We start from the raw sequence: 26,576 nt of genomic DNA on the forward strand, positions 1-26,576 counted from the left end.
AGCAATCTGGCGAACCCTTGTCTACACTGCTTCTCACCAATGGAGGTAGCCCTCGGCAGTGCGCCGGCAAAGGAGTGCGTCATGTCTCCCTGCTTGCAGTTTCGTAGCCCGGCCCGGCAACGGGGAGCGATCGGTTTGATGGCCGTGGTGACCCTGGGCATGGCCTTGGTGTTTCTGCTGGTCGTGATCGACAGCGGCCGCCTGTATCTGGAAAAACGCAGCTTGCAACGAGTGGCGGACATGGCCGCGCTGGAGGCTGCCACGCGCAACGGCGATTGCGCCGTGGGTGCCACCGCGACCGCCTATGCCACCGCCAGCGCAAACCGCAACAATTTCACCCTTCCTGACCCCACGCGCAGCCTGACGGTGGCCTGTGGCACCTTGGCTCTGGACGCCAACAATCTTCGGGTTTTTACGGCTGATCCGAGCAGCAGCGAAGCCATTCGGGTACTCGCCAGCCATTCGATCCCGCAGAGTTTCGCCGGTGGCATTGGCGCCCTGTTCGACGGCGCTCCAGCCGGGGCGACCCTTAACCTGACCGCGACCGCCGTCGCAGCGTTGCCGCCACCGCTGGCCTCGTTGACCATCCGCAGTACGGTGTTGACTATCGATACCAGTAAGTCGGCAACCCTCAATGCACTGTTCGGCGGGTTGCTGGGCGGCAATCTGAATCTCTCTGTGGCGGGCTGGCAGGGGTTGATGAACACCAATATCAGCCTGCTCGGTTACCTCGATCGACTGAAGGTCGACCTCGGTCTCAGCGCCGCCGGGTATGACCAGGTATTGGGCACTTCGGTGGCCGTCAGCCAGCTGATCCAGACCGCCGTCAATGTGCTGGACCCCGGCGGCACCCTTGGCGCGACGGCGACCATCGTCGGGCTGCAAGCACTCAAGGTTGCCGCGGGCTCAACGACCGTGGTGCTGGGCAATATGCTGCACGTCGAGAACGGCAGCAACATGTCGGCGTTGGCGACTAACGTGAGCGTGTTCAACCTGATCGAAGGCATCGTGCAACTGGCCAACAAGAAAAACGGTCTGGTGGCAACGCTGCCGATCAATCTGGCGGGGCTGGCGCAAATCACGGCCCGGGTGCAGGTCCTGGAGCCGCCGCAACTCTCGGCAATCGGCAACCCGAAAAACGCGGCGCTGGATCCGCTGGGACCCAACCGGATCTATGTGAGAACCGCGCAGGTTCGCACCTTGCTGTCGATCGACTTGCCGGCGCTCGACGCCATTGTGGCGCTGGTCAATGCGGTGACCGATCTCGCAGGACCGCTGACCAACACCCTAAACGCGTTGCTCAATCTCAACCTGGTGGCGGTGCTCAATTCACTGACCTGTGCCTTGGGCGTGCCCTGCCAGACACCCGACATCATCGTGTTGCCGGGGCCGATACGGCTCGACGTGGCGCTGGACGTCGCCAGCGCCAGCAGTTACGTCACGGCCTACAGTTGCCTCAGCAACACCAACAAAACCCTGACCACCAGCACCAGCACATCGCTGGTGAACCTGAAAATCGGCCGGATCGACTCGGCCAGCATGTTCGGCAGCAACACCACGCCGCCGACGGTCACGGTGCAGCCGTTGAAGGTCATCGATATCGGGATCAAAACCTGTCGCCGGCTTCTGTTGTTGCCCATTACCTGCGATCCGCGTGTGCCCGGCGTCGGTGGCGGCATCGATATCGTTGCCGACACCAGCGTGGCGGCGAACGCCAACATTTCCCACGTCTACTCCGCACCACCCGCCACCAGCCTGCCGGAAATCAACCAGCCACCGTTCTACTACTCGTTCACCACCAGCAGCATTGTCAGCAATCTGCTCAACACCCCGCTTAACATTCACGTGGACATGTATGGCCCGTCGGGCAGTCTCGTCAGCGGTCTGGGGACGATCCTGAGCAGCGTCACCACCTTGCTGATCAGCGCGATCAACAGCGTGCTCAGCCCATTGCTCGACAGCTTGATCAACACCTTGCTGTTAAGCCTTGGGATCGATTTGAACAAGGTCGACGTCGGCGCCAATCTTAGCTGTCACTCAGGGCGCGCGACGCTGGTGATCTGATCGCCCGCGACAATCGGCAACTCGATACAAAACCGCGCGCCCTCGGTCGAGTTTCTGACACTCAACTGACCGCCCATGTTTGCGACGATGCCGTAACTCACCGACAACCCGAGGCCGGTGCCGACGCCCACCGGTTTGGTGGTGAAGAAGGGTTCGAAAATCCGCTCCAGCAGCCTCGGATCGATACCACCGCCGTTGTCCTCGACCCACAGTCGCACCGAGTATTCATCACGTTCGGCATACACAGAAATCCACGGTTTGAACTCCCGGTCGGCCTCGCGTTTGCTCAGCAGCGCATCCCGCGCATTGACCATCAGATTGATCAGCACCTGTTCCAATTGATCGACGTAACCGCGCACCTGCACCTCAAAACCGGTCTCGCTGACCCGCAGCTCGATCCCTTTGCCGCGCATGCCTTCGGACAGCAGCGACAGCGTGCCCTCGATGGCTTGAGCCGGATTGAACGGGTGCTGCTCGATCTCCGAACGCCGGCCGAACACCCGCATGTGATCAACCACCCGCGCCGCGCGCTGGACTTGCGCGTCGATGCGGTTGAGCTTGTCTGTCAGGTAATCGATTTGCGCATCGCCATTGCTCAAGCGCTTGAGCACATTGACGATGGCCATGCGCATCACGTTCAACGGCTGATTGATTTCATGGGCCAGCCCGGTGGCCATTTCGCCGAGGGTGGCCATTTTTGCGCTTTGGGTGAGCTGTTGCTGGGCGCGCCGGACTTCGGTGTTGTCACGGCCCACGGCTTGAATCTCCAGCAAGCGACCCTGCTCGTCGAACACCCCGCGATCCGACCAGACCCACCAGGCGTGTTCCCGGCCCGGCAGTTGCAGGTTGATTTCCGCGGTGCTGACCGGGAACTCCGGGCTCAGGTGACTGAGCCGCTGGAGGAACGCTTCGCGCTGTACGGGCGACATCCAGGTGCCCAGGTTCACCCCCGGCAATTGCTCGGGCTGGCATTCCAGGTAGGTCGCCAGCGGGCGGTTGCCGAAGGTCAGCGTCAGGTCTGGAAGGTAGCGGCAGATCATCGCCGGGGAATCTTCCACCAGGATCCGATAGCGCTCTTCACTCTGTTTTACTTTCTCGGCGGCCAGGGTCGCTTCGGTGACATCCAGCCACAGCCCCACGGCTTCCACCGGCAGCCCGAGATCGTCGCGCAGCAATTTGGCCTCATCGAGCAGCCAGTGGTAATCGCCATGACTGTCGCGCAGCCGATAACGCGCACGCACTGAACCTTCGCGCAGCAGTTGCCGGGTGCGTTCGAAATAGCCGTCGCGGTCCTCAGGATGTACCCATTCCACCAGCGTGCCGGCGGCACAATCGGCGAGTGACCAACCGAGCAGCGGCAACAGGCTGTCGCTGAAAAATGTCGGTTGCAGCGCACCTTCGACATAGCGCTGCACGTAGATCACCGCCGGTGAACTGGCGATCAGGTTGTCCAGCCGGGCATGGGCGGCCGCGGCGTTCTGCTGCTGATTCTTGATGTCACTGATGTCGAGCATGAAACCCACCAGCCGCCGGTTTCTGCCTACGCCCAGGGCCTGGCCTTGCAGTCGATACCAGATCGGCGTTTGCGCCACATCGGGGCGATGCAGGCGCACGCACAGCAGCAATGGCGCGCCCTCGTCCTGCAAGGTTTGCAGGCGAATCGTCAGCTCTTCACGGTCGGCGGGGTGGATCTGCTCGAGCCAGTCGTGCAGCGGCAAACGAGCGCTCGCAAGGTTTAGCGTATTGGCGAGCGACGGCGCCAATTGCACCTCGGCCTGGTCGCTGAAGATCTCCCACCAGCCGGTGCCGAGCAAGGCTTGCAGAGACTCTAGCCGCTCCAGTTGCAGATGGTGCTGATGCTCGCGCAAGCGCTCAAGCAGCGGCCCGGCCAGGGCGGCGGCGAGTTGCAACCAGTCGCGCTCGCTCAGGTCGGGGGCACGCTGTTGCACAGAATAGAAACCACAGAGCAACCAGGCGACCACCCCCTGGGCATTGTGGTAAGGCACCGCGAACCCTTCGGCATTGCCGAAGATGCTTTGCAGGCGCGGATGTTCACTGGGGGTCAGTTTCTGGGGGGTGGAGCCATTCAAACTGTCGAGTCCGGTGCCCAGGCGTTGATCGATGTCCCACAACCGGGGTGCATCGAAGGCCGCGTAATGCTGGTGGATCAGCCAACCCTCGGCCTGTTCGTCGAGCAAGGCCATCGCCATGCACGGGATCTGAAGACGCTGGGCCAAGCCTTGCAGTTGCTCCGCCAACACCTCGGGCAGGCGCGTCAGGCTGCACAGGCGCAACTGTTCGCTGACCTGCGCCGCGAGCAACTGGCATTGTTCACGGCTGCGCGCTTGTCGGCGTTCGAGCAACAAGTCGCCGATGTCGATCAACTGCAACAACCAGTTTTCGCCCAACGGCTGCACCCAGCCACGCAGATGCAGCGGTTGTTCGCCGAGGCTGAAAAAATCCAGGTCCAGGCTCTGCCCCTGCCACTCGGCAGGCGCGCCTTCGACCGACAGGCCGCTATGGGGCATGAGGTAATCGAGCAGATGCGGAGCCTGTTTGCCGGGCATTTGTTGCGCCAGCAAATGCCGCAGTGGGCCGGTCTGGTGAATCACTCGGCCCTCGTTATTCAGATGCAATTGCAAACCGACACGTTGCACGCTCGCAGTGTCCGCACTGTTCGAGGGCTGTGGCGGTTGGCGGTTGAGCAGACGCCCGAAGAGCTTATCCCCGGAACTCAAAATTGCAGGCTCGATCGGGCGGTAAGGGTCGCCGGCAGATTGGGCACCGAACCGATCCCCGGCAGCACCAGGAACGGCAGCACTTGATTCAGTTTACTGGTGGGGTAGTTGATGGTGACCGTCAGTACGCCACCGGTGTAGGTGGCGCTGGCGTCAGTGGCCACATTGAAGTTCAGCGCGGCAGGAATCCAGGCCAGTTGCCGGGTCAGTTCGGTGGTCGCTATGTTTCTGACGGCGGTGTCGTAATTGGCGGTGCTTGGGTCCAGCGCCACACTGCGGCGCACCGCTTCGGCCGTCGATTGATTGAACGATTGCATCAGCAACAGCGGCAGGCTGTAACTGACCAGCCCATAAAACACGGCGAAGAAGATGACGAACACCAAGGCGAATTCAATCGCCACGGCACCTTTTTGTTTGCGGGGGAGGCCTGTTTTCATGAGTGCGTCTACCCTGACCATCACGACGTAGTATCAGCATAGAATCATTCAACTAAAACGGACGTTTTTTAACCGGATGCAGAGCTTTTTCCTACTGGTCTGGCTGACGCTTTGCGCAGCACAGGATGTCCGAGAGCGGCACATCGCCAATGGCCTGACCCTTGGTGCAGGTGTGTTGGCGCTAAGCTATCTGTGGTGGACGGGCACCACATGGTTGGGGGCCGAGGCGGTGCAAGGCGGGTGGGCTTTTTTGTTGGCACTGGCCTTCACCTTGCCCGGTTACGCCTTGAGACGCCTGGGGGCGGGCGACGTGAAACTGATGGCAACACTGGGCCTTGCGACGGACGGTATGCACCTGCTCGGCGGCTTCATCGGCGCCGGATTGGCCAGTGCATTCTGGCTGCTGCTGGCGCCAAGACTCTGGCTGTATATGGGGCAGGGGCTTAGGGATCGCCTTCGTTACCTGGGACCAGGAACGTCAAAAAAGCAACCCTTTGCGCCGTTCGTATTGGTGGGCATGTTGCTCACGCTGGTCTGGATGCATTAGTTGCCGGGCGCCACTCGTTCTATGTACATCGTTGGAAAGTGCGTCTACTTTCAAAACAGTTGTTGTACAGCCTATGGGTAGAGGGTACAGGAACGGTCAAGCCATACTTGGCATGGAGTGACACGTGAACAAGCTTATCTCGGCAATAAAAGTCCTTGTGGTCGATGACGAACCATTGATTGTCGAAGAACTTTGCGAGTTCATCGAGCGCAATGGTTATCGCTGTGTTCCTTCTCAGTCCGGCAAGCAGGCGATCGAGCGTTTCAACGAATATGAGGATATCGGCCTGGTGCTGTGTGATTTGCAGATGCCTGACATGGATGGCATTGAGCTCATCCAGGCACTGCAACGGTTATCCGGCAAGCACCGGGCGTTCGAGGCGATCATGCTCACCGGGCGCGCAGACAAGCAGGATGTGATCAAGGCCTTGCGCGCCGGGTTCGCTGACTACTATCAGAAACCAATTGATCTGGCTGAGTTGCTCGAAGGTTTGCAGCGTCAGGAAGTGGTCTTGCAGGAGCGGCAGAAAAACCTGCAGTTGGGGCATTTGAGTCAGAAGCTGCAGTACCTGTGTGAATCGATCGATGAGCTTTATCAGGATCTGGACAAGGTTCGTCGGGGGCCGTCCTCGGCGTCTTTGTCTGATTCGGCTGACGGTGCATTCAGTGAGGCGGAGCGGGTGCAGATGCCGGCGGTGTTCAATCAGCTGTCACCGCGGCAGTTGGAGGTGGCGCGGTTGGTGGGCAAGGGGCAGACCAACTATCAGATTGCCTGTGAGTTGGGGATTACCGAGAACACGGTGAAGCTTTATGTGTCGCAGGTGTTGCGGTTGACGCATATGCATAATCGCACGCAGGTGGCGTTGGCGTTGTCGCCCGGTAATGCCGCTGCGCGGCGAGTTTCTGCGCACTGAATATCTTGTGTACGCAGCTCCACTGTAGGCGCGAGGCTTGCCCGCGAAGACGGCCTGACAGCCGACCGATACCTCGCAGATGTACACGATTCAACTGTAGGAGCGAGGCTTGCCCGCGAAGGCGCCCTGACAGCCAATCAATCTCCCCCAGACATACGCCAACCCACTGTGGGAGCGAGCCTGCTCGCGATGGCGGCCTTACAGACAATGATGTTTATCGAACGGTAAAAACATCAGAACCTTCCCACATGTTTTTCAGGTTGCCCGTCGGACGCTGCGTCTCTAGCCTTTGTCCGTCGCTGACAATTCAGCGTCCGGGCGTCGCGGCTCGATTCTTGAGGCATAATCGCTCCACCGAACAACAACACTTTTGGGTGTCTGTCGTTTCGTGTCATGGCGACTGTGCGCGGGATACCTTCGGGTATGCCGAGCTGCCTCGGGGATCGGTCCGCGAACCCGCGTACAGCTGCCACCCCAAATTGCATCGCGGCAATTTGGAAGTGGCTCCATTTCATCCCAGAGGTGTAAATCATGTTCAAAGCAACCCCTAATCCGCCAGAAGCCGACAACGTTTCCCCTTACGAATCTGCTGATTCAAAAAAATTCCACGACGCCGCTAACCGCGCGCTCGACCACTACCTCAATCCCACCCCAAACAAAACCGAAGGCCGCAAGCCAAGCAGGATGTTTCTGGTCGCCCCGGACATGGACAACGAAAGCCTGCTAGCCCATGTCTGCGAGTCGTTGGCTTCAGCGAGCGTCATGACCAGCGACATTGCCGCCTATGTCGAAGCCCCGCAGCGGCATACGATCCTGGCGATTCAGCAGGTCATCATGCTGGCCGAGCTGGCGGTGAATCGGGTTCTGGATAACGTCGACGTACCAAAACCTGCGCCACACAGCTAATCCCCTTGTAGGAGCGAGGCTTGCCCGCGAAGGCTTTCTAACATTCAACATCCAAGTCGTCTGACACACCGCTTTCGCGAGCAAGCTCAGCTCCTACAGTTGAGCTGGGTACATCTGCTGGAAATTGGTTGGCTATCAGGCCGCCTTCGCGGGCAAGCCTCGCTCCTACGGGATCGCTGCTGTGCCTTTCAACGACCAAAGGCCCGGGCCAGGGCGCTGAAGCTGGGGCCGGCCAGTACGATCAGCAATGCCGGGAAGAGAAACAGCATCATCACGACGGACATTTTCGCGGACATCTTGGAGATGTATTCCTGCAAGCGTGTCAGGCGCCGGTCATCGAGCAGTAGCTTGAGCCCCAGCAGTGATTTCATGGCGCCGCCGCCCTGGTGGATCAACTGCTGAAGAATCACGCAGGTGTCGGTGAACTCGTCCACCGCCAGTAATTGGGTGGCCTTGTTCAGTTCTTCGCCAAGCTCCAGGCCGGAATCGACCCGGGTCAGTATCAGGCGCAGTTCATGGGTCAGGGCTGGCAGTAATTGTTTGCCTTCGATGCTCAACACTCGCAGCGACTGCTCCACCGCCATGCCGGATTCGAACAGGATGCGCAGCAGTGGAATGAAGGTCGAAATCTCGATTGCCAGTTGTTTTTGCCGATGGTATGCAGCGGCGGCCAGCAAGCGTTTTGGCAGCAAATAACCGAGGGCGGTGGCGAAAGCCGGGGTGATCCAGTGGTTGTTCACCTGCGAGAAGAACACGCTCTGGATCAATAGACTCAGGGCCAACGCAAGCACCGGTATGCCGATCTGGCAGGCAGCGAACAGCGAGCGTTGCCGGGCGCTACGCCAGCCGAGGCGATTGAGCAGCGTCTGGGTTTCGTTGTCCAGTTTGACCGAGCGCTGACCGATGCGGCTATCGCCCAGCACTTGCAACCAGTGACGGACGCGATGGTCGCTCAGCGGTTTGCCGTCCAGTCGTTGAGCAACCTGGCGAGCACGCCGATGTTGGTCCAGCAGGCCACTGAGCAGCAACAGCGTGGCCCCGAGAAATAACAGTGCGCTGATCAGCAGGGCTATTTTCATACGCTACGCAACATGCGCCACAGCGCCAGGCAACCCACGACCTGCAGGCCGAAGGCAGTCGCGAGCATCATTTGTCCCGAGCTGCTGTTCCACATGGCGAACAGGTATTTCGGATTGGACAGCAAGAAGTAGCCGGCGAGCCCCACGGGCATCAGGGCCAGCACCACCGCTGTGATGCGGGTTTCGCCCGTCATGGCGCGCAGTTGGCGCGCAGCCTGGTCTCGTTCACGGATCATCTTGATCAGGTTCTCAAACAGCTCACTGGCATTACCGCCGTAGCGGTGATTGACCTTCAGGCCCAGCGCAAACAAGCGAAACTCGTCTTTCTCGTACAGTTCGGCGAAGTCCGTAACAGCGTCAGGCAGGCTGACGCCCAGATTCACATTGCGCTGAACCCGGCCCATGGCGTTTTTCAGTGGGTCTTCGGCGGCGTCGATGGCGACCCGCACTGCATCGGCCAAGGTGCGTCCGGACTTCAGGCTGCGCACCGTGTGATCGAGCAACGACGGCAGTTGTTCGATCATGCGCTTGAGCCGGCGCTGATAGCACCAACTGATGTACAGCCGCAGAGCCAGGGGCGGCATCAGCAGCAATACCAGCAAACCGATCCAGCCCGCGAGGACAGCCCCCAGCAAGACGCCCAAGGCCCAGAGCAGCAACCACAACCCCAGACGCTCGGTAGGACGACCGAGGCCGGCGCGTAGAAAGGCCCGCTCCAGGCCTGCCCAGGATGATTTCTTCACCGTCAGTTGTGGTTGCCCCTGCGTCAGGCGACCGAGGGTTCGATCGATGCCGGTCTGGCGCAGACCGTTGTAGAACAAACGGATCGACAGGCCCAGCAACGTCAGGCAAATCAGGATGAGCAGCGCCGGTTTGAGCATGCCGTGATCCTTCAGTGCGATAAGGGAGAGAGCGCCGATTCGCGCCGCAGTTTGTCGCCGGCGGGGTTGACCGCCTCGCGCAGGAAACCGAAACCGGTGCGTCGGTCGAAGCGGAACAGCGTATTGGTCACATAGACGTCGTCACGAATACCGACGACTTCCACCACTTCGCTGACGCAGCGGCGGCCATCGGGCAGGCGCGTCAGTTGGATCACCACGTCCAGCGCCGCGCAAATCATCTGCCGCAAGGTGCGTTCGGCGATGGTGCGCCCAGTCAGTCCCACCAGAGTCTCCAGGCGCAACAGCGCATCCTGGGCATTGTTGGCGTGCACGGTGCTCATGGAACCGTCGTGCCCGGTGTTCATCGCGGTGAGCACGTCGACCACTTCGACGCCGCGAATTTCGCCGAGGATGATCCGGTCCGGGCGCATCCGCAGCGCGTTGCGAATCAGATCGCTGGCCTTCACTTCGCCGTGGCCTTCGGCATTCGGCGGTCGGGTTTCCAGGCGCACCACGTGAGGATGGCCCAGTTGCAATTCGGCGACGTCTTCGATGGTGACCAGGCGTTCGTGCGGGGCGATCAGCTGGCTGAGAATGTTCAACAGTGTGGTCTTGCCGGTGCCGGTACCGCCGCTGACAAGGATGTTGCAGCGCTTGCCCACAGCCTCCTGAATGAACTCGAATATCGCCTGATCGATGGTTTGCATCGCCATCAGGTCGGAGCTTTTGAGCATGTCCTTGCGGAACTTTCGAATCGATAGGCATGGGCCATCAAGGGCGATCGGCGGGATGATCGCGTTGACCCGGCTGCCGTCGGGCAGGCGTGCATCGACCATCGGTGAAGACTCGTCGAGCCGTCGGCCCAGGGGTGCGAGAATTCGCTGCATCACCCGCTCGACGTGATGGTCGTCGATGAATCGCAGGTCGCTCAGGTGCAATACACCCTCGCGTTCGACGAACACCCGGTGCGGGCCGTTGACCAGAATTTCGGTCACCGTCGAGTCACGCAGCAACACCTCCAGCGGACCGAAACCGGTGAGTTCATCGACGATTTCTTCAGCCAGCCGCTCCATCTCGTACCGGGAAATCGCCAGGTGCAGGCGTGCGATGTACTCGGCGACTTTGTCGATGACGAACTGCGACAGCATTGGCCGCGAACCTTCCAGCAGATTTTTCCCGGACTCTTCGATGGCGTCGATGATGTAGCGGTGCAGCACCAGTTTCAGGCCTTCGTGGTCGGTATTGCCCGCCGGCCCGTGGGAGGGCGTACCGAATAGTTTTTCCCCACTCATTGCGCGCCCCTCAATCGGTCAAACCAGCCAGCCTTGGGTTTGTCCAGGTCTTCGGAGCGTTTGGCCAGCCGTTCGCCGAGGGTGCGCAAGCTTTGGGTCAGGTTTTCGCGCGGGGCCAGTTCGAACAGACTCACCCCCTGATTCTTGGCGTTGAGCCGCACTTCCGGGCTGTAGGCCAAGACTGCGATAACCTCCATGCCGAAGCTTTTGCTCAAGGTGTCGGAGTCTGGCGCGACATTGCGCAGATAGCGGTCTACCAGCAACCGGGCGTGGTCGAGCTTCAGACCTTTTTCACGCCAGCGGCCGAGCACTTCAAGGTTGCGTCGGCAATCGAGCACATTCTGATCGGTGTACCACAGCAATTTGTCGCAATGGCTGACGAAGGTGCGCAACGCTTCGCTGTCCGACTGGCCGGTAAGGTTCACCACGATGTGCTGGAAATGTTGACGCAAGGCGCTGAGCAGCATGTACAGCTCGGCGGCACTGGTCTGTTCCAGCGGTTCGTCATGGCTGGCGTAGGCGAGAATCCGCAGCCCGGCATCACAGGTGGTGAAGGCGCTGTCGATCAGCGTCGCGTCGAGGCGCCTCAGGTGTCGCAACGCATCGCCGAAATGAAACGAACTCTCCAGCCCCAGCAATGCAAGGCTGTCGCCACGCGGCAGTCCGAGATCCAGCAACAGCGTCTGCTGACCGCTCTTTTGCACCACGTGCGCCAGGTGGTTGGCGAGCAACGCTCCATCGGCATTGCTCTGCGCACCATAAAGCACGGTCAGGTCACCCTGTTGACTCTGTTGCAGGTTCGGCGCCACGGTCGGCAGGCGTTTGCTCAAGCGTCGCACCAAGCCGGCAACTTCACTGGAGCGCGAGCCGTAAGAGACGAAATCCCGCGCGCCGGCACGCATGGCGTTGAGCACGAGCTGGTTGTCCATGCCGTCGCCCAAGGCAACGATCGCCAGCATCGGTTTGGCTTCCAGGGCTCCCTCGATCAACGCGCTCTGGGCCACCACATGTTCACGGTCCAGACCCACGAACACCAGGCTGGCGAAAGTCACGTCCACCAGCGTCAAGAGTTCATCGAGGTTGCCGCCCCCGGCGCTGATCACTCGGCCCAAAGGGGCCAGCGCACCTTGCAGCCACTCGAAGTCGGTGCTGTTGCGCGTGATCGCGAGGAACGTCTGACTCAGGTTCTGGGGCTGACTCATTGCGATAACCCGCTGCATTTTTCGAAGCAGCCGTTGTCGAGCAAGTACTGCGTGAAACGTCTGCGCATGGAGAAGCGTCCTCGCTCGATTCAGGGCGTTTGTTGGGTGACTTCATTGCCGCGGATGACTTCCACGCTCGTCTTGCGCGGTACTGCGCCGCCGGTGGCGGGTTTGGGTGTGCCGGCCAGGGCCAGTTGACTGAACTGCACCAATTCGCGGTTGGCACTGGCCAGGCTCGCCTGTGAAGCGCGGTTACCGGCCCAGTAATAACTCAGACTTTTTTCTTCGGCGCTGCGCACGGCCAGGCGCAAAACCCCGACCTGAGCCGCGAGCATCAGACGGCTCAAGAGGGGTTCGGGAACGGCGAGCAAAACGGTGCGGGCATTGGCGCGCAGTTGTTCCTGCTTGAGTCTTTCTTCGTGGCTGCGTGCCGGGTTGGCCGGCTGGCCATCGTTCATCAACCCCAACTGATCGCCGACACCGAGTACGCGCAACGCCGGGACCACGACCTGGGCCGATTGCTGGAGATTGTTGGTGTCCATGCGCAGAAACAGCAGGACGTCGACATAGTCGCCGGGGCTCAGTTGACCGCCGACATTGATCACGTCATCCGCCGCCACGGCCAGGGCGCGCTCATCGGGGCGGATCATTCGCGCCAGCGCCCCGCCGGTTTCGAAACTTTCATCATTGAGCCAACTGCCGGCAGTCAGTGTGCGCCAAGGCATACGGCCAATGGCTTGATCGAGACGGGACAGGCTGCCGGCCGGGGCGATGCGGAGTTTTTCCAGGGTCACGTCGGCGGCGGTGATTGGCTCGAATGGCGCTATGTCTCGCAGCAACACAACCACCGGCTGGCGGGTTGGGTCGTCCACCGACGCGAGTATTGAAGTTGATGACGTGCCGGGTTGCGCGACGGATTCGGGTGCCGGTTGGCGACTCAGCGCCAGCCCCCAATAACCGGCAATGATGGCGCCTACCAGAAACAGCCCGGCCAGGCCCATGGTGACGCGACTGTTCATGAAGGCTCTCCCTTTCCTGCTGCGTAACGCCCCCAAGGAGTTCTAATGAGATGACTTCGCAATCAGGCAGCTATGAACATAGAACTATTTCGCTATTTGACGGTAGCGCAGGTAAAGCAAAAAGCCATTACAGGGCGGTAAATATCTGACAAAAGTAACGGACAGAAGCCAAAAGCACTGTTTTGTGACGTCAATGAACCGGTTACTACTTAAGCATTAATTGGTTCTTACAGTTGTTGGTCTCGGGTTTGCCGACAATGCTGATGCTGGCATAGGGGAATCATGTTGCAGCTGTGCAACATCCGCTGTCATAGGAGACACATCATGTCCTTTACTAAAGTTGTCCAGAAGATCAAAACCGAAATCATTTTGTTCAAATACCTAGCCAAAGATACCGAGGGTGCTTCGGGTATCGAATACGCGATCATTGCGGGCATGGCCGCGGTTGCATTGGTGGTGTTCATGACGCCTATCTCGGGTGCGGTAACCGATATTTTTACCGTGCTCAAGGAATCGCTAGTGCCTACTCCTTCTACTCCTTGATGTCGACCGCTTGCTAACCTGCCAGGGTGGTTCTAACGTCAACGCTTAGTCCATTGCAGGTGTTTACTCATGAATGCTCCCGCGCTCCCACGCCAACAGCTGCTTCTGGTCGATGATGAGGAAGATGCGTTGCTGGAACTGGCGGAGTTGCTGGAGGGCGAGGGCTTTACTTGTTTTACGGCAACCTCGGTGAAACTCGCCCTTCATCATTTGACTTGTCATCCTGATATCGCGCTGGTGATTACTGATTTGCGGATGCCGGAGGAGAGTGGCATGTCATTGATCAAGCGGTTGCGTGAGCATACGGCTCGTCAGCATTTGCCGGTGATTGTGACGTCGGGGCATGCGGATATGGATGATGTGAGTGATATGTTGCGGTTGCAGGTACTGGATTTGTTCCGCAAGCCGATTTATCACGTGCGGTTGTTGGAGACGTTGAATAATTTGTTTCCGCAGCCTCGGGTGGTGGTTAGTTCCTGATCTGCGGTGTAGGTTCCGGGGCATCGCCCTACGGTTTTGATCGTTCCCAGGCTCTGCGTGGGAACGCCTCTACGGACGCTCTGCGTTCGGCTCTTGGGACGCGGAGCGTCCCGGGCTGCATTCCCACGCAGAGCGTGGGAACGATCAGACCGAACAATCAGGCAACTGGCCGCCACTGCCCAACCATGTGCTCCAGATCCCCCGCCCCCATCAACTGAAAGTCTCCACTGGACCCCGCCACACTGGCCATCAGCGTCACTTCACTGGGAAGGCGCACCGGTTTCCTGAACTGCACCGCAATCTCGACGTTTGCCGTCGGCAAATGATCGGTCAGGGCTGCCAGCGTACGTGCCTTGTTCCATAGACCGTGGGCGATGGCTTTGGGAAAACCGAAGAGTTTCGCGCTGATCGCACTCAGGTGAATCGGGTTGTAGTCCCCGGACACCTTGGCGTACCGCCGGCCAATGTCCGCCGGCACTTTCCAGTGGGCCACTTCGGTCAACAACAACGTTGATGCAAACGCTTCCTCGACGGGCTCTCCTTCCAGTTTGACGCCACGGCAGAGCATCTGGCTTTCCGCTTCCCATAGCGGCCCCAACTGATCGTCGAGTGTCGTCACCAAATCGAACGTCGCACCCTTGGCATGGGGTTTCAGGTTCTGCACTTTCACGCTGACCCGCACCCGGTGTACGCCGCCCATGGGGCGCAAGATGCGGATGCGATTGCTCAAGTGAATCAACCCCAGCAGCGGGAACGGAAACGCTTTGGCCGTGAGCAATTGCATCTGCAAGGCAAACGCCAGGATGTGCGGATACGTCGGTGGCAGCAGCCCGTTGTCGGCGAAACCACAGACTTTGCGATAAGCCTCAAGGCGTTTCGGATCGACATTGACCCAGCAGTGATAACCCAGGTCGGGCAAGGCACTGCCGGTGATTTTGCGGCGTGTTACCGCCTTCACATACAGCGTTTGCAGGCCCGGTTCGCTATTGAGTGTGTGCCAGTCGGTGGTCATGGTCAGGCTCCCAAAACGCTTTGCCCGCAAATGCGCAACGCTTGCCCGGTAAACGCTCCGGTGCCCGGTTGTGCCAGCCAGGCCACGGCTTCGGCGACGTCTTGTGGCAGGCCACCCTGGCCCAACGAACTCAAGCGTCGCCCGGCTTCGCGCACGCCGAAGGGCAGGTGCGCGGTCATTTGGGTTTCGATGAACCCTGGCGCCACCGCATTGATGCTGATGCCGCGCTCACTCAACAGCGGCGCCCAGGCCTGAGCCAGGCCGATCAACCCGGCCTTGCTCGCGGCATAGTTGGTTTGCCCGCGATTGCCGGCGATGCCGCTGATGGATGCCAGCAAGATCACTCGGCCGTTGTCGCGCAAGGTGCTGCTGTCGAGCAGAGCCTTGGTCAGCACTTGCGGCGCGTTGAGGTTGACCGCCAGCACTGCGTCCCAGAATTCCGGGGTCATGTTGGCCAGGGTTTTGTCCCGCGTGATGCCTGCGTTGTGGACGACGATGTCGATGCCGTCGGGCAGAAGTTCGATCAGTTGTGTGGCGGCGTCTTCGGCGCAGATGTCCAGCGTGATGCCGCGCCCGCCAAGGCGTGCGGCCAGAGCCTCGAGATCGTTTTTGGCCGGTGGTACGTCGAGCAGGATCACCTCGGCGCCGTCGCGGGCCAGGGTTTCGGCGATCGAGGCGCCGATGCCGCGAGCCGCGCCCGTCACCAGTGCTTTACGCCCCGACAAGGGGCGAGTCCAGTCCATCACCTGCGCTTCACACGCCTTCAAGCGTATGACTTGTCCGGAAATGAACGCGCTTTTGGGCGAGAGGAAAAACCGCAATGGGCCTTCCAGTTGATCTTCGGCACCTTCACCGACATAGATCAGCTGCAACGTACCGCCGCTGCGCAGTTCCTTGGCCAGCGACCGGCTGAAACCTTCCAGGGCACGTTGGGTGCTGGCCGCGAACGGGTCGCTCAAAGTCTCCGGCGCCCGACCAAGAATCACCAGGTGCGCATGGTGATCGAGGTTTTTCATCAGCGGCTGGAAAAACTCGCGCAGCTGTTTCAACTGATCGACCTGCACCAGATCACTGGCGTCGTACACCACGGCTTTGAGTTTCTGGCCGTGGCCGGGAATCCACGCGGTGGCCAAGGTCGGATCGGTGCCGTAGCTGTAAATCGTGTCGGTCAGGCGGTTGGCGAGAGCGCTGACTTTTTCCGTCAGCGGGCCACCGCCAATCAGCAACGCGCCCTCGATAGGCCGCAATCGGCCTGCTTGCCAGCGTTCCAGTCGTACCGGCGACGGCAGACCCAGGGCACCGACCACACGATGGCCGATGGACGAATTGGCGAAGTCGATATAACGGTCAGACATGGATCACGCTCCAGCAGCTGGGATTAAAAGTGTGGACCATGAACGGCAATTAGTCGTTCGACCCACGAGATACGGCCTACGCTTGATCATTGCAGGTTAGTTTGTAACCGGACTTTCAGGGAGCACAGAACCTGTAGAAGCGAGCTTGCTCGCGAAGGGGCCGGCACATTTAACATCGCTGTTAACTGACACACCGCTTTCGCGGGCAAGCCGGATCGCCGCACCGCCGCTCCTACAGGGGGCTTGTGGTCACAATTGAATATCAGGAAGGAGAGCTTTTTCATGACTCAGCTGCGCCGCGTCGCGATTATCGGTGGTAACCGTATCCCCTTTGCCCGGTCCAACGGGCCGTACGCCACTGCCAGTAACCAGGCGATGTTCACCGCAGCGCTGGAAGGCCTGATCGAACGCTATAACCTGCACGGTGTGCGCATGGGCGAAGTGGCAGCAGGGGCGCTGCTCAAGTATTTGCGAGACTACGGCCTGACCCGCGAATGCGTGCTCGGCTCGCGGTTGTCGCCAATGACGCCGGCCTACGACATCCAGCAAGCCTGCGGCACGGGGCTGGAGGCGACGTTGTTGGTGGCGAACAAAATCGCCTTGGGGCAAATCGAATGTGGCATTGCCGGTGGCGTCGACACCGCCTCGGACGTACCGATCGGTGTCAACGAAAGCCTGCGCAAGATCCTCTTGCAGGCCAACCGCGCCCGAAGTACCGCCGACAAACTGAAAACCTTCCTGCAACTGCGTCCCCGCCACTTGATGCCCGACTTTCCAAGCATCGGTGAGCCGCGCACCGGCCGGTCGATGGGCGAACACTGTGAATTGATGGCCCAGACCTGGAGCATCCCGCGTGACGAGCAGGATCAACTGACCCAGGAAAGCCATCAGAAACTGGCCGCGTCCTACGCCGAAGGCTGGCACAACGATCTGATGACGCCGTTCCTCGGCCTGACCCGGGACAACAACCTGCGCCCGGATCTGACCCTGGAAAAACTCGCCTCACTGAAACCGGCCTTCGAGAAAAGCGCCAAGGGCACCCTGACCGCGGGCAATTCCACGCCACTCACCGATGGCGCGTCGGTGGTGCTGCTGGGCAGTGAGGAATGGGCGAAAGAGCGCGGCTTGCCGATCCTCGCCTATTGGCGTGACGGCGAAGCGGCGGCGGTGGATTTCGTCAACGGAGCCGAAGGGCTGCTGATGGCGCCGGCTTATGCCGTGCCGCGTTTACTGGCGCGTAATGGCCTGACCTTGCAGGACTTCGATTACTACGAAATCCATGAAGCGTTCGCCGCGCAAGTATTGTGCACATTGAAGGCTTGGGAGGATCCGGAGTTCTGCAAAAACCGTCTCGGCCTCGACGCACCGTTGGGCTCCATCGACCGCAGCCGCCTCAACGTCAAGGGCAGCTCACTGGCCGCCGGGCACCCGTTTGCCGCTACCGGTGCGCGCATCGTCGCCAATCTGGCGAAGCTGCTGAACGCGGCGGGCAAGGGCCGAGGGTTGATCTCGATCTGCGCCGCCGGCGGTCAGGGCGTGACGGCAATTATCGAGCGTTGATTATTGGTTGTTCTGATTTGTTCAGGCAGTGACGCCCCCATCGCGAGCAGGCTCGCTCCCACAAGGACAACGCAAATCCTGTAGGAGCGGGCTTGCCCGCGATTGGCCGCGTAGCGGCCACCGGTATCCGGTCAGGTTCTGAACCGCCGAACCAACCCATCCAGCTCATTCGACAACCCCGCCAGGCTCTGAGAATCCAGGCGCGCCGAGTTCGCCAGTTCCGCCACCAACTGCGCATCGCCATGAATCTGGCTGATGTGGCGATTGATGTCTTCCGCCACTTGATGCTGTTCTTCAGCTGCCGTGGCAATCTGCGTGTTCATGTCGCGAATCACATCCACCGATTCACGAATCTGCCCGAAGCTGCTGCGCGCTTCGCCGATACGGGTCACCGATTGCTGGGACACTTCCAGGCTCGCATGCATCTGCTGCGTCACCTGGCTGGTGCGCTTGGCCAGGTTGCCCAACAGACCGTCGATTTCCGCCGTGGAGTCGGCAGTGCGTTTGGCCAGGGCGCGAACTTCATCCGCTACCACCGCAAAACCACGACCCTGTTCACCGGCACGGGCCGCTTCGATGGCGGCGTTCAGCGCCAGCAGGTTGGTTTGTTCGGCGATGGAACGAATGGTCCCGAGGATCGACTGAATGTCGTTGCTATCGCGTTCAAGCTGTTGCATCGACTGCGCCGATTGTTCGATTTCCTGGCTCAAGCGATCAACGCTGGTGACGGCTGCATCAATCTGTTGCTGACCTTCGCGCGCCTGGCGCTGACCGCTGTCGGCCGATTCGGCGGCCTGGCTGCAGGAGCGTGCGACTTCGTTGGCGGTGGCGACCATTTCATGGAACGCCGTGGACACCATATCCACCGCTTCACGCTGACGTCCGGCGGCCTCGGCCATGTCACTGGACACCTTGGTCGAGCTCTGGGAGGTGGCGAGGATCTTGCTCGCGGCACCGCCGATGCTTTGAATCAGGTTGCGAATCGCCGCCAGAAACTGGTTGAACCAGTTGGCCAGTTGCGCGGTTTCATCGCTGCCACGGATGTGCAGGTTTTTGGTCAGGTCGCCTTCACCCTGGGCGATGCCTTCCAGACCGCTGGCTACGCTGCGGATCGGCCGCACGATCAGGCTGGCGAAACTGGCGCCAACGATAGCGAAGAACACTGCCAGTACCGCCGCGATGATCGCGATCAGCCAGGTCAGTTGAGTGGCCGAGCTCATCACGTCCGTCTGCTTGATCAGGCCGATAAAGGACCAGCCCAGTTGCTCCGACGGCCAGACGTTAGCCATGTAGCGTTCGCCATTGAGCTCGACTTCCACCAGCCCTTTGCCGGCCTTGGCCAGTTGCGCATAGCCCTCGCCGAGGCTGTTGAGGGCTTTGAAGTTGTGTTCCGGTTGCTTCGGATCGACCAGCACCGTGCCGGTATTTTCCACCAGCATCAGGTAACCGGTTTCGCCGAGTTTGATCTGTTTGACGATTTCGGTGAGCTGCTTGAGGGACACATCGATGGCGACCACACCGCCCTGGGCCCCCAACTGATTGGCCACGGCGCGCACCGTACTGACCTGCACGGAGTCATCACCGGCCCAGTAATAGGCCGAAGTGCGCAGTGTCTTGCCAGGGGCGGCCATGGCCGTCTTGTACCAGGGGCGAACACGTGGGTCGTAGCCAGTCAGCTTCGGATCAGCTGGCCATACGGCATAACCACCGCTGGACAAGCCGTAGTACACATAGGAATAAGCCGGGTGACTGACGGCCAGCCCAGTGAATAAATCCAGCAGCTTTGTGTCCATCTCGCTTTCGGGAAGTTGCGCGGCATCGGCACTGACCCGGCTTTTTACGCTGGCATCGCCCGCTTTGACCAACGGCTGGCTGGCCATGTAGTCGACGTTCTGGCTGATGCCGTCGAAAAACACCTGCATGGCATTGCTGACCTGGCTAATCTCGCGGCCACTACCGTCGACAAAATTTTCCTTGGCGTCGCTGCGCAAGTTCAGCACCACGAGGGTGGCGACCAGCACCACGGGCAGGCAGGCAATGATTGCAAACGCCCAGGTCAACTTCTGTTTGATGTTCATCCGCGCTCCAGTTCTTCTTGTAGACCCACGCAGTGCAGATGACTCGCGGATTATTTGGTAGCTGTAAATGTTTTCGATTGTCGGACAAATCCTTTGCTCTCTAATACTTTCGGCTGATGGACAGGGAAATTTAGGTCTGCTGGGAAAAATCCGGCGAAAGGTAGAGAGCGACATGTCAGATTCTGTCGCAATGCCCTTGTAGCCCTTCGTCAACAAGTGATGCAGGCTCAGCTATGATCTTGAGCGGTCGATGAGTCGTGCCTGATTAATCCGGCACATTGTGTGCTTCTTGATGTTCATGGGAGCGTTCATAGGTCGGTAACCCCTCCCGCGAATGAGAGGATTGCCGTATAACGAATGACTTTCGCGTGTTTGGTAATAAAGGACCCACAATAAAAGCTGATGAAGACTCCAAAACGCATTGAACCCCTGATCGAGGACGGTCTGGTCGACGAGGTGCTGCGCCCACTCATGAGTGGTAAAGAAGCAGCTGTTTATGTGGTGCGCTGCGGCAACGAGCTGCGTTGTGCCAAGGTCTACAAGGAGGCGAATAAACGCAGTTTTCGTCAGGCGGCCGAGTATCAGGAAGGCCGTAAGGTGCGCAACAGCCGGCAGGCTCGAGCGATGGCCAAGGGCTCCAAGTTTGGCCGCAAGGAAACCGAAGACGCCTGGCAAAACGCCGAAGTGGCGGCGCTGTTCCGTCTGGCCAGTGCCGGTGTGCGCGTACCCAAGCCGTATGACTTCCTCGAAGGCGTGCTGCTGATGGAGCTGGTGGCCGACGAGTACGGCGATGCCGCGCCGCGTCTGAACGATGTGGTGCTGGAGCCGGACCAGGCGCGCGAATATCACGCGTATCTGATTTCGCAAATCGTGCTGATGCTGTGTACCGGTCTGGTGCATGGTGACCTGTCCGAGTTCAACGTACTGCTGACGCCGACCGGCCCGGTCATCATCGACCTGCCGCAAGCGGTGGATGCGGCGGGCAACAACCATGCGTTCAGCATGCTGGAGCGGGACGTGGGCAACATGGCGTCGTACTTCGGTCGCTTTGCACCGGAGTTGAAACGCACCAAGTACGCCAAGGAAATGTGGGCATTGTACGAAGCTGGTACTTTGCACCCGGCCAGTGTGTTGACCGGCGAGTTCGACGAGCCGGAAGAGCTGGCGGACGTCGGCGGGATCATGCGCGAGATCGAGGCGGCCCGTCTCGATGAAGAGCGTCGTCAAGCAGTTCGGGCGGCGGATGATGCGCCACCGAGCAAGACCGAAGAACCGCCTCCGCCGTGGATGCAGTGATCGGTTGACCAAAACCCGGCTTCGGCCGGGTTTTTTGTGGGTTATGGATTCAGTCAGTTCAGCGGCGGAACATCCAACACACAATGTGTCAGGCCCGAGCCGGTTCCGCACAGCAGCCCGACGCCAGCTCCTTGAGGATCGGGCAATCCGGGCGGTGATCGCCATGGCAATGTTCTACCAGGTCTTGCAGGGTGTCGCGCAGTTGCGCGAGTTCGCGAATCTTCTGGTTCAGCTCGTCGATGTGCTGACGGGCCAGCGCCTTCACATCGGCACTGGCTCGCTGGCGGTCCTGCCAGAGGGTCAACAGTTTGCCGACCTCTTCCAGTGAAAAGCCCAGATCCCGGGAGCGCTTGATGAACGCCAGAGTATGCAGATCATCGTCGCCATAGACCCGGTAGCCACTGTCAGTGCGATGGGCCGCCTTGAGCAGGCCGATGGATTCGTAGTAACGAATCATCTTCGCGCTTAAACCACTGTGGCGGGCCGCTTGGCCAATGTTCATCGGTTGTCCTCCAGGTCTTTGGGTTTCCAGGTTTTCAACAGTAACGCATTGCTCACCACGCTGACGCTCGACAGCGCCATGGCCGCACCGGCCAGCACCGGGTTGAGGAAGCCGAACGCCGCCAGTGGCAGGCCGATCAGGTTATAGACGAAGGCCCAGAACAGGTTTTGGCGAATCTTCGCGTAGGTCTTGCGGCTGATCTCCAGCGCCGCCGGCACCAGCCGTGGATCGCCGCGCATCAGGGTGATCCCGGCGGCGTGCATGGCGACGTCGGTGCCGCCGCCCATGGCGATGCCGATATCTGCCGCGGCAAGTGCTGGCGCGTCGTTGATGCCGTCGCCGACCATCGCCACCACGCCGGTTTTTTTCAGTGCGGCGACAGTGGCGGCTTTGTCCGCCGGCAATACTTCGGCGTGGACGTCACTGATGCCCAGCGTTTCGGCAACTACTTTGGCGCTGCCGCGGTTATCGCCAGTCAGCAAGTGGCTGCTGATATTCCGTGCGCTCAGCTGTTGCACTGCTTGCAAGGCACCGGGTTTGAGCGTGTCACCGAAGGCGAATAGGCCGAGTACCCGAGGTTCGGGGCTTTGTTCGATCAGCCAGGACAGGGTCCGGCCCTCGGTTTCCCAAGCGGTTGCGGAGTCGGCCAATGACCCGGCGCTCAAGTCGCTTTCTTCCAGCAGACGTCGATTGCCCAAAGCCAATCGCCGGCCATCGAGATTGCCGGCAATGCCGCGCCCGGTCAGCGATTGACTGTCGCTGACATCGGCCACGGTCACGCCGCGCTCGGCGCAGGCATCCAGTACAGCCTTGGCCAGCGGGTGCTCGCTACCGCGTTGTAGCGCACCGGCCATTTGCAGCAAGGCAGCTTCATCACCCTCTACGGCACTCAAATGCGCGATGCGCGGCGTACCTGAAGTCAGCGTGCCGGTCTTGTCGAACACCACGGCGCTGACTTCATGAGCACGCTCCAAAGCTTCGGCATCCTTGATCAGAATCCCGTAGTGCGCCGCCACACCGGTGCCGGCCATGATTGCCGTCGGTGTAGCCAGCCCGAGTGCGCAAGGGCAGGCGATCACCAACACTGCGACGGCGTTGATCAACGCGGTTTCCAGTGGCGCACCGTACAGCCACCAACCGACCAGGGTCACCAGCGCGATCAGCAGCACCGCCGGCACGAACACCTGGCTGACTTTATCCACCAGCTTCTGGATCGGCGCTTTCGCCGCCTGCGCGTCTTCGACCAGGCGGATGATCCGCGCCAGTACGGTTTCTGCGCCGAGCGCCAAGGTCCGTACCAGCAACCGACCTTCGCCATTGATGGCGCCGCCGGTGACCTTGTCGCCCGGCTGTTTTGGTACCGGCAGGCTTTCGCCGCTGATCAAGGCTTCATCGGCGTGGCTCTGGCCTTCCACTACTTCGCCATCCACCGGGAAGCGTTCGCCGGGTTTGACCATGACCAGATCGTTGAGGCGCAAAGCGCTGATCGCAACGTCCTGTTCGCGACCGTCGATCACCTGAATGGCTCGTTCCGGACGCAAGGCTTCGAGGGCGCGGATGGCGCTAGCGGTCTGGCGTTTGGCGCGACTTTCCAGGTATTTGCCCAGCAATACCAAGGCGATCACCACCGCCGAGGCTTCGAAATACAGGTGCGGCAGGCGGCCGGCGGCGGTGGCCCACTCGTAAACGCTCAAGCCATAGCCGGCACTGGTGCCCAGGGCTACCAGCAAATCCATGTTGCCGGCACCGGCGCGCACGGCTTTCCACGCAGCGACATAGAAGCGTGCACCGAAGATGAACTGCACCGGTGTGGCCAGCGCAAACTGCACCCATGCCGGGAGCATCCAGTGCACGCCGAAAGGTTGCAGCACCATCGGCAGCACCAGCGGCAAGGCGAGGGCGATGGCCGCCAGCAAAGCCCAGCGTTCGCGGTGTAGTCGTTGTTGTTGATTGTCGGTTTGCGGGTGTTCAACTTCCCAGACGCTGGCGGAGTAACCGGCCTTGGTCACGGCGCTGATCAAGATTTGCGGATCGATTTGGCCGAGCAGTTCGAGGTGCGCCCGTTCGTTGGCCAGGTTGACGCTGACGCTTTTGACCCCCGGCACCTTGGTCAGCGCCCGTTCGACACGGCCGACACAGGACGCGCAGGTCATGCCGTCGATGCTCAATTCCAGGCTCTGCTGCGGCACGCTGTAACCGGCCTGCTGCACCGCTTCCATCAAGGCCGGCAGGCTGTCGCTGGGCGCTTGAACCCGGGCCTGTTCGGTGGCCAGGTTGACGCTGACGGCCGTGGCGCCGAGGACTTTGCTCAAGGCACGTTCGACACGCCCCGCGCAACTGGCGCAGGTCATGCCGGCAATCGGCAGATCGAAGGTGGTGGATTCGGACATCGGTCACGCTCCCTGTAGAAATTGCCTACAGGATCAACCTTGCCATGCGGGCAAGGTCAAGCGCCACTCTGCAAATCGTCGCGGTCCATGCAGAACGCGACTCTGCACTTTGTAGGAGCGAGCGGTGCGGCGATCCGACTTGCCCGCGAAGGGTCCATCACATTCAACATCGATGCTGACTGTTATAGCCTCTTCGCGGGCAAGCCTCACTTCTACGGGTTAGGTGGTGATCAATATTCGAGAGCGGCAGGCTTGAGGTACATCCCTTCCTGCGTCATCGCAATCCGGAACTTCAACACATCCCCGGCCTTGAGCGTGATGTTCTGCGAACCTGGCGCGAGCATGCCCGGGTTGCACCCCGGCGCCTGGCTCGGCAGCAGTTTGAGGCGCAGGGACACATTGCCCGGCGGCAGGTTGAACGAGGTGCTCTGTTCCTGGAACAGTCGCGCCGATAGCTGATCCTGGATGTACACACCGATCTCGCAGGAAGTCGACACTTCCAGGCGCTCGCGGGAAATGATCAGCACGCCGTAGTCCTCCCCGGCGGCTTGAACCGAAGGTGTCGCGGCAAATAGGCTGAGGAAGCCAAACAGGCTGAAAGCTGACCAGCGCATGGCTGAATCTCCTGATGTCGAGTCATAGATGGACGCAGCTTGGCCGAGCACCGCGCCGATTGCCAGCCCGGCAGCTTGCCTGAGAACTTGACCTTGCCATGGTGGCAAGCTCGAGACTGCCCTCAACCCTATTGAAGGGCCCCATTAAGGAGACGTCCCATGCAAGTGTTCAACGTTGAAGGCATGTCCTGCGGTCATTGCGTCAAGGCCATCACTCAGGCGCTGCAAGCCAAGGATCCCGCGGCCAGCGTGCGTATCGATCTGGCCGCCAAAGAAGTCGGGGTTGAAAGTGCGCTGACGGCCGATCAGGTGATCGCCGCCATCAGCGAAGAGGGCTACGGCGTAAAACAGGTCTAAAACTTTTTAATAGTTAGCGACCTAACGGAATGTTCAAGGCGTCCACGCCCGGCTAGACTGTTGGCCTGCCGATCCATGGCCAACCTGCATGCCTAACCTGGACGCCTGATGAACTTCCGCACAATCCTGATTCTCGGCGCCTTGAGCGCTTTCGGTCCGCTGGCGATCGATTTCTATCTGCCGGCATTCCCGGCGATGGCGCTCGCTTTCGGCACCGACGAAAAACACGTTCAACTGACCCTGGCGGCCTATTTCCTCGGTCTGTCCATTGGTCAACTGGCGTATGGCCCGGTGGCGGATCGCTTTGGGCGACGGATCCCCTTGCTGACCGGCGTCGGATTGTTCACTGCTGCGTCATTGGCCTGTGCTTACGTGCCGAGTCTGGAGTGGCTGATCGGTGCACGTTTCGTCCAGGCGCTGGGCGGTTGCGCAGGCATGGTGATCGCGCGGGCGGTGGTCAGCGATAAATGCGATGCGGTGGGTTCGGCGAAAGTCTTTTCGCAACTGATGCTGGTGATGGGCCTGGCACCGATTCTTGCGCCGATGCTGGGCGGGTTGCTGGTCAACACGACTGGCTGGCAATCGATCTTTCTCGTGCTGACCGGTTTCAGTGCACTGGCAGGGTTGGCCGTAGCTCTCGGGCTGCCGGAAAGTCTGCCGGCCCATGTACCGCGCCAACCGTTGTCGGGCGCGTTGCGTCAGTACGGTCGGTTACTGGCGGACCCGCTCTTCCTCGGCCATGCCCTGACCGGCGGTGTCGCCATCGCCGGGATGTTTGCCTACATCGCCGGTTCACCGTTCGTTTTCATCAAACTCTATGGCGTGCCGGCCGAGCATTTCGGCTGGCTGTTCGGTATTAACGCGGCGGGTTTCATTCTGGTGGCCCAGGTGAATGCCCGGATGCTGGCCAAGCGCGGCCCGGCCTTTTTACTGGCGCGTACCGTCTGGCTCTATCTGGCGGGCGGTTTGGCTCTGTTGGCGGTCAGCGCGTTGCATACCGCGCAGTTGTGGCCGTTGCTGATTCCGCTTTTCCTCTGCATCGCCAGCCTGGGTTGCATTGTGCCCAACGCCTCGGCCTGCGCCATGAACGGGCAAGGTGCGCGGGCGGGCAGTGCCTCGGCGATGCTTGGTTGCCTGCAGTTCAGCGTCGCCGCCGGGGCCGCAGCATTGGTGGGTGTTTTGCATGATGGCAGCGCCATGCCGATGGCCATGGTCATCAGCCTGTGCGGGATTCTGGTGGTGAGCGCGGCGACGCTCACCCGACGTTTGCAAAATGCACGGGCGCTGACGCAAGCCCAGGTCTGACGAAGG

The 26,576-nt window shown here is 60.4% G+C and carries 23 protein-coding genes and 1 pseudogene; 10 read left to right on the forward strand and 14 right to left on the reverse strand.

Annotated features, from left to right (window positions below):
- Window positions 1–81: 81 nt before the first annotated feature.
- Window positions 82–2,064: a pilus assembly protein TadG-related protein gene (locus CKW20_RS11325; RefSeq protein ID WP_095052976.1), complete on the forward strand. Its 1,983-nt coding sequence runs from the start codon at window positions 82–84 to the stop codon at window positions 2,062–2,064.
- On the opposite strand, the gene CKW20_RS11330 is transcribed toward CKW20_RS11325, so the two are convergent.
- Both CKW20_RS11330 and CKW20_RS11335 read right to left on the reverse strand, forming a co-directional pair.
- Window positions 2,034–4,802 carry an ATP-binding protein gene (locus tag CKW20_RS11330; RefSeq protein WP_095052977.1) on the reverse strand — a complete coding sequence of 923 codons (2,769 nt, stop codon included), beginning with the start codon at window positions 4,800–4,802 and terminating at the stop codon, window positions 2,034–2,036. The two genes, CKW20_RS11325 and CKW20_RS11330, sit on opposite strands and share 31 nt — an antisense overlap.
- The gene (locus CKW20_RS11335; protein ID WP_030128227.1) at window positions 4,799–5,239 is read right to left on the reverse strand and encodes a TadE/TadG family type IV pilus assembly protein; all 441 of its coding nucleotides are present in this window, start codon (window positions 5,237–5,239) and stop codon (window positions 4,799–4,801) included. Before CKW20_RS11335 ends, CKW20_RS11330 begins: the two co-directional genes overlap by 4 nt.
- A 76-nt stretch (window positions 5,240–5,315) precedes the next feature.
- Between CKW20_RS11335 and CKW20_RS11340 the strand changes: the two genes are divergently transcribed.
- The 3 genes from CKW20_RS11340 to CKW20_RS11350 all read left to right on the forward strand — a co-directional run bounded on the left by CKW20_RS11340 (window position 5,316) and on the right by CKW20_RS11350 (window position 7,605).
- Window positions 5,316–5,786, forward strand: coding sequence for a prepilin peptidase (locus tag CKW20_RS11340; RefSeq protein ID WP_095052978.1), 471 nt, complete (start codon window positions 5,316–5,318; stop codon window positions 5,784–5,786).
- 124 nt (window positions 5,787–5,910) lie between these two features.
- Window positions 5,911–6,699, forward strand: coding sequence for a response regulator transcription factor (locus tag CKW20_RS11345; protein WP_095052979.1), 789 nt, complete (start codon window positions 5,911–5,913; stop codon window positions 6,697–6,699).
- A 531-nt stretch (window positions 6,700–7,230) separates the two neighbouring features.
- On the forward strand, window positions 7,231–7,605 hold the full coding sequence (locus CKW20_RS11350; RefSeq protein ID WP_095052980.1) for a DUF6124 family protein: 375 nt from the start codon (window positions 7,231–7,233) through the stop codon (window positions 7,603–7,605).
- Between the two features lie 188 nt (window positions 7,606–7,793).
- Here the strand turns inward: CKW20_RS11350 and CKW20_RS11355 are convergent, their stop codons facing one another.
- The 5 genes from CKW20_RS11355 to cpaB all read right to left on the reverse strand — a co-directional run bounded on the left by CKW20_RS11355 (window position 7,794) and on the right by cpaB (window position 13,078).
- Window positions 7,794–8,684 carry a type II secretion system F family protein gene (locus CKW20_RS11355; protein WP_095052981.1) on the reverse strand — a complete coding sequence of 297 codons (891 nt, stop codon included), beginning with the start codon at window positions 8,682–8,684 and terminating at the stop codon, window positions 7,794–7,796.
- Window positions 8,681–9,565, reverse strand: a complete 885-nt coding sequence (locus tag CKW20_RS11360; protein ID WP_095052982.1) for a type II secretion system F family protein — start codon at window positions 9,563–9,565, stop codon at window positions 8,681–8,683. The genes CKW20_RS11355 and CKW20_RS11360 overlap by 4 nt, the downstream gene beginning before the upstream one ends.
- A gap of 11 nt (window positions 9,566–9,576) precedes the next feature.
- Window positions 9,577–10,857: a CpaF family protein gene (locus tag CKW20_RS11365; protein WP_095052983.1), complete on the reverse strand. Its 1,281-nt coding sequence runs from the start codon at window positions 10,855–10,857 to the stop codon at window positions 9,577–9,579.
- Window positions 10,854–12,059 carry a pilus assembly protein gene (locus CKW20_RS11370; protein WP_095052984.1) on the reverse strand — a complete coding sequence of 402 codons (1,206 nt, stop codon included), beginning with the start codon at window positions 12,057–12,059 and terminating at the stop codon, window positions 10,854–10,856. The genes CKW20_RS11365 and CKW20_RS11370 overlap by 4 nt, the downstream gene beginning before the upstream one ends.
- An 89-nt stretch (window positions 12,060–12,148) precedes the next feature.
- Window positions 12,149–13,078 carry a Flp pilus assembly protein CpaB gene (gene cpaB / locus CKW20_RS11375; RefSeq protein WP_095052985.1) on the reverse strand — a complete coding sequence of 310 codons (930 nt, stop codon included), beginning with the start codon at window positions 13,076–13,078 and terminating at the stop codon, window positions 12,149–12,151.
- Between the two features lie 324 nt (window positions 13,079–13,402).
- Between cpaB and CKW20_RS11380 the strand changes: the two genes are divergently transcribed.
- Complete coding sequence (locus CKW20_RS11380; protein WP_095052986.1) at window positions 13,403–13,621, forward strand: Flp family type IVb pilin; 219 nt, start codon at window positions 13,403–13,405, stop codon at window positions 13,619–13,621.
- Between the two features lie 69 nt (window positions 13,622–13,690).
- Window positions 13,691–14,101 carry a response regulator gene (locus CKW20_RS11385; RefSeq protein ID WP_095052987.1) on the forward strand — a complete coding sequence of 137 codons (411 nt, stop codon included), beginning with the start codon at window positions 13,691–13,693 and terminating at the stop codon, window positions 14,099–14,101.
- A gap of 157 nt (window positions 14,102–14,258) precedes the next feature.
- Here the strand turns inward: CKW20_RS11385 and CKW20_RS11390 are convergent, their stop codons facing one another.
- Both CKW20_RS11390 and CKW20_RS11395 read right to left on the reverse strand, forming a co-directional pair.
- Window positions 14,259–15,113 carry a MaoC/PaaZ C-terminal domain-containing protein gene (locus CKW20_RS11390; protein WP_095052988.1) on the reverse strand — a complete coding sequence of 285 codons (855 nt, stop codon included), beginning with the start codon at window positions 15,111–15,113 and terminating at the stop codon, window positions 14,259–14,261.
- Between the two features lie 2 nt (window positions 15,114–15,115).
- Window positions 15,116–16,468: a 3-oxoacyl-ACP reductase gene (locus CKW20_RS11395; protein ID WP_095052989.1), complete on the reverse strand. Its 1,353-nt coding sequence runs from the start codon at window positions 16,466–16,468 to the stop codon at window positions 15,116–15,118.
- A 282-nt stretch (window positions 16,469–16,750) separates the two neighbouring features.
- Here CKW20_RS11395 and CKW20_RS11400 point away from each other — a divergent pair, with 282 nt between their 5' ends.
- Entirely contained in the window at window positions 16,751–18,028 is a 1,278-nt protein-coding gene (locus tag CKW20_RS11400) for an acetyl-CoA C-acetyltransferase (RefSeq protein ID WP_095052990.1), read from the forward strand.
- Between the two features lie 131 nt (window positions 18,029–18,159).
- Here the strand turns inward: CKW20_RS11400 and CKW20_RS30155 are convergent, their stop codons facing one another.
- On the reverse strand, window positions 18,160–18,927 hold the full coding sequence (locus CKW20_RS30155; RefSeq protein ID WP_371857425.1) for a methyl-accepting chemotaxis protein: 768 nt from the start codon (window positions 18,925–18,927) through the stop codon (window positions 18,160–18,162).
- A gap of 90 nt (window positions 18,928–19,017) precedes the next feature.
- A pseudogene (locus tag CKW20_RS30160) lies at window positions 19,018–20,280 on the reverse strand (cache domain-containing protein); the annotation flags it as partial.
- A 228-nt stretch (window positions 20,281–20,508) separates the two neighbouring features.
- Between CKW20_RS30160 and CKW20_RS11415 the strand changes: the two are divergent.
- On the forward strand, window positions 20,509–21,402 hold the full coding sequence (locus CKW20_RS11415; protein WP_019651901.1) for a PA4780 family RIO1-like protein kinase: 894 nt from the start codon (window positions 20,509–20,511) through the stop codon (window positions 21,400–21,402).
- A gap of 88 nt (window positions 21,403–21,490) precedes the next feature.
- Here the strand turns inward: CKW20_RS11415 and cueR are convergent, their stop codons facing one another.
- The 3 genes from cueR to CKW20_RS11430 form a co-directional block, all read right to left on the reverse strand.
- A complete protein-coding gene (cueR, locus tag CKW20_RS11420; protein ID WP_095052992.1) occupies window positions 21,491–21,904 on the reverse strand; it encodes a Cu(I)-responsive transcriptional regulator in 414 nt (137 codons plus the stop codon).
- Complete coding sequence (locus CKW20_RS11425; RefSeq protein WP_095052993.1) at window positions 21,901–24,294, reverse strand: heavy metal translocating P-type ATPase; 2,394 nt, start codon at window positions 24,292–24,294, stop codon at window positions 21,901–21,903. The genes cueR and CKW20_RS11425 overlap by 4 nt, the downstream gene beginning before the upstream one ends.
- 230 nt (window positions 24,295–24,524) lie before the next feature.
- Window positions 24,525–24,908 (reverse strand): hypothetical protein, encoded by a 384-nt coding sequence (locus CKW20_RS11430; protein ID WP_095052994.1) that lies wholly within the window; start codon window positions 24,906–24,908, stop codon window positions 24,525–24,527.
- Window positions 24,909–25,067: 159 nt separating this feature from the next.
- Here CKW20_RS11430 and CKW20_RS11435 point away from each other — a divergent pair, with 159 nt between their 5' ends.
- Window positions 25,068–25,265: a heavy-metal-associated domain-containing protein gene (locus tag CKW20_RS11435; RefSeq protein ID WP_095052995.1), complete on the forward strand. Its 198-nt coding sequence runs from the start codon at window positions 25,068–25,070 to the stop codon at window positions 25,263–25,265.
- A gap of 108 nt (window positions 25,266–25,373) precedes the next feature.
- Window positions 25,374–26,570, forward strand: a complete 1,197-nt coding sequence (locus CKW20_RS11440) for a multidrug effflux MFS transporter (RefSeq protein ID WP_095052996.1) — start codon at window positions 25,374–25,376, stop codon at window positions 26,568–26,570.
- Window positions 26,571–26,576 lie beyond the last annotated feature (6 nt).

Source organism: Pseudomonas sp. Irchel s3b2, from assembly GCF_900187445.1.
Classification (GTDB): domain Bacteria; phylum Pseudomonadota; class Gammaproteobacteria; order Pseudomonadales; family Pseudomonadaceae; genus Aquipseudomonas.

What these genes read in the sequence shown, in the direction of transcription:
- CKW20_RS11325 (WP_095052976.1), top strand. Translation starts at nt 82, where the DNA reads ATGTCTCCCTGCTTGCAGTTTCGTAGCCCGGCCCGGCAACGGGGAGCG.
- CKW20_RS11335 (WP_030128227.1), bottom strand. Translation starts at nt 5,239, where the DNA reads ATGAAAACAGGCCTCCCCCGCAAACAAAAAGGTGCCGTGGCGATTGAA.
- CKW20_RS11340 (WP_095052978.1), top strand. Translation starts at nt 5,316, where the DNA reads ATGCAGAGCTTTTTCCTACTGGTCTGGCTGACGCTTTGCGCAGCACAG.
- CKW20_RS11350 (WP_095052980.1), top strand. Translation starts at nt 7,231, where the DNA reads ATGTTCAAAGCAACCCCTAATCCGCCAGAAGCCGACAACGTTTCCCCT.
- CKW20_RS11355 (WP_095052981.1), bottom strand. Translation starts at nt 8,684, where the DNA reads ATGAAAATAGCCCTGCTGATCAGCGCACTGTTATTTCTCGGGGCCACG.
- CKW20_RS11360 (WP_095052982.1), bottom strand. Translation starts at nt 9,565, where the DNA reads ATGCTCAAACCGGCGCTGCTCATCCTGATTTGCCTGACGTTGCTGGGC.
- CKW20_RS11365 (WP_095052983.1), bottom strand. Translation starts at nt 10,857, where the DNA reads ATGAGTGGGGAAAAACTATTCGGTACGCCCTCCCACGGGCCGGCGGGC.
- CKW20_RS11370 (WP_095052984.1), bottom strand. Translation starts at nt 12,059, where the DNA reads ATGAGTCAGCCCCAGAACCTGAGTCAGACGTTCCTCGCGATCACGCGC.
- cpaB (WP_095052985.1), bottom strand. Translation starts at nt 13,078, where the DNA reads ATGAACAGTCGCGTCACCATGGGCCTGGCCGGGCTGTTTCTGGTAGGC.
- CKW20_RS11380 (WP_095052986.1), top strand. Translation starts at nt 13,403, where the DNA reads ATGTCCTTTACTAAAGTTGTCCAGAAGATCAAAACCGAAATCATTTTG.
- CKW20_RS11385 (WP_095052987.1), top strand. Translation starts at nt 13,691, where the DNA reads ATGAATGCTCCCGCGCTCCCACGCCAACAGCTGCTTCTGGTCGATGAT.
- CKW20_RS11390 (WP_095052988.1), bottom strand. Translation starts at nt 15,113, where the DNA reads ATGACCACCGACTGGCACACACTCAATAGCGAACCGGGCCTGCAAACG.
- CKW20_RS11395 (WP_095052989.1), bottom strand. Translation starts at nt 16,468, where the DNA reads ATGTCTGACCGTTATATCGACTTCGCCAATTCGTCCATCGGCCATCGT.
- CKW20_RS11400 (WP_095052990.1), top strand. Translation starts at nt 16,751, where the DNA reads ATGACTCAGCTGCGCCGCGTCGCGATTATCGGTGGTAACCGTATCCCC.
- CKW20_RS30155 (WP_371857425.1), bottom strand. Translation starts at nt 18,927, where the DNA reads ATGGCCGAGGCCGCCGGACGTCAGCGTGAAGCGGTGGATATGGTGTCC.
- CKW20_RS11415 (WP_019651901.1), top strand. Translation starts at nt 20,509, where the DNA reads ATGAAGACTCCAAAACGCATTGAACCCCTGATCGAGGACGGTCTGGTC.
- cueR (WP_095052992.1), bottom strand. Translation starts at nt 21,904, where the DNA reads ATGAACATTGGCCAAGCGGCCCGCCACAGTGGTTTAAGCGCGAAGATG.
- CKW20_RS11425 (WP_095052993.1), bottom strand. Translation starts at nt 24,294, where the DNA reads ATGTCCGAATCCACCACCTTCGATCTGCCGATTGCCGGCATGACCTGC.
- CKW20_RS11430 (WP_095052994.1), bottom strand. Translation starts at nt 24,908, where the DNA reads ATGCGCTGGTCAGCTTTCAGCCTGTTTGGCTTCCTCAGCCTATTTGCC.
- CKW20_RS11435 (WP_095052995.1), top strand. Translation starts at nt 25,068, where the DNA reads ATGCAAGTGTTCAACGTTGAAGGCATGTCCTGCGGTCATTGCGTCAAG.
- CKW20_RS11440 (WP_095052996.1), top strand. Translation starts at nt 25,374, where the DNA reads ATGAACTTCCGCACAATCCTGATTCTCGGCGCCTTGAGCGCTTTCGGT.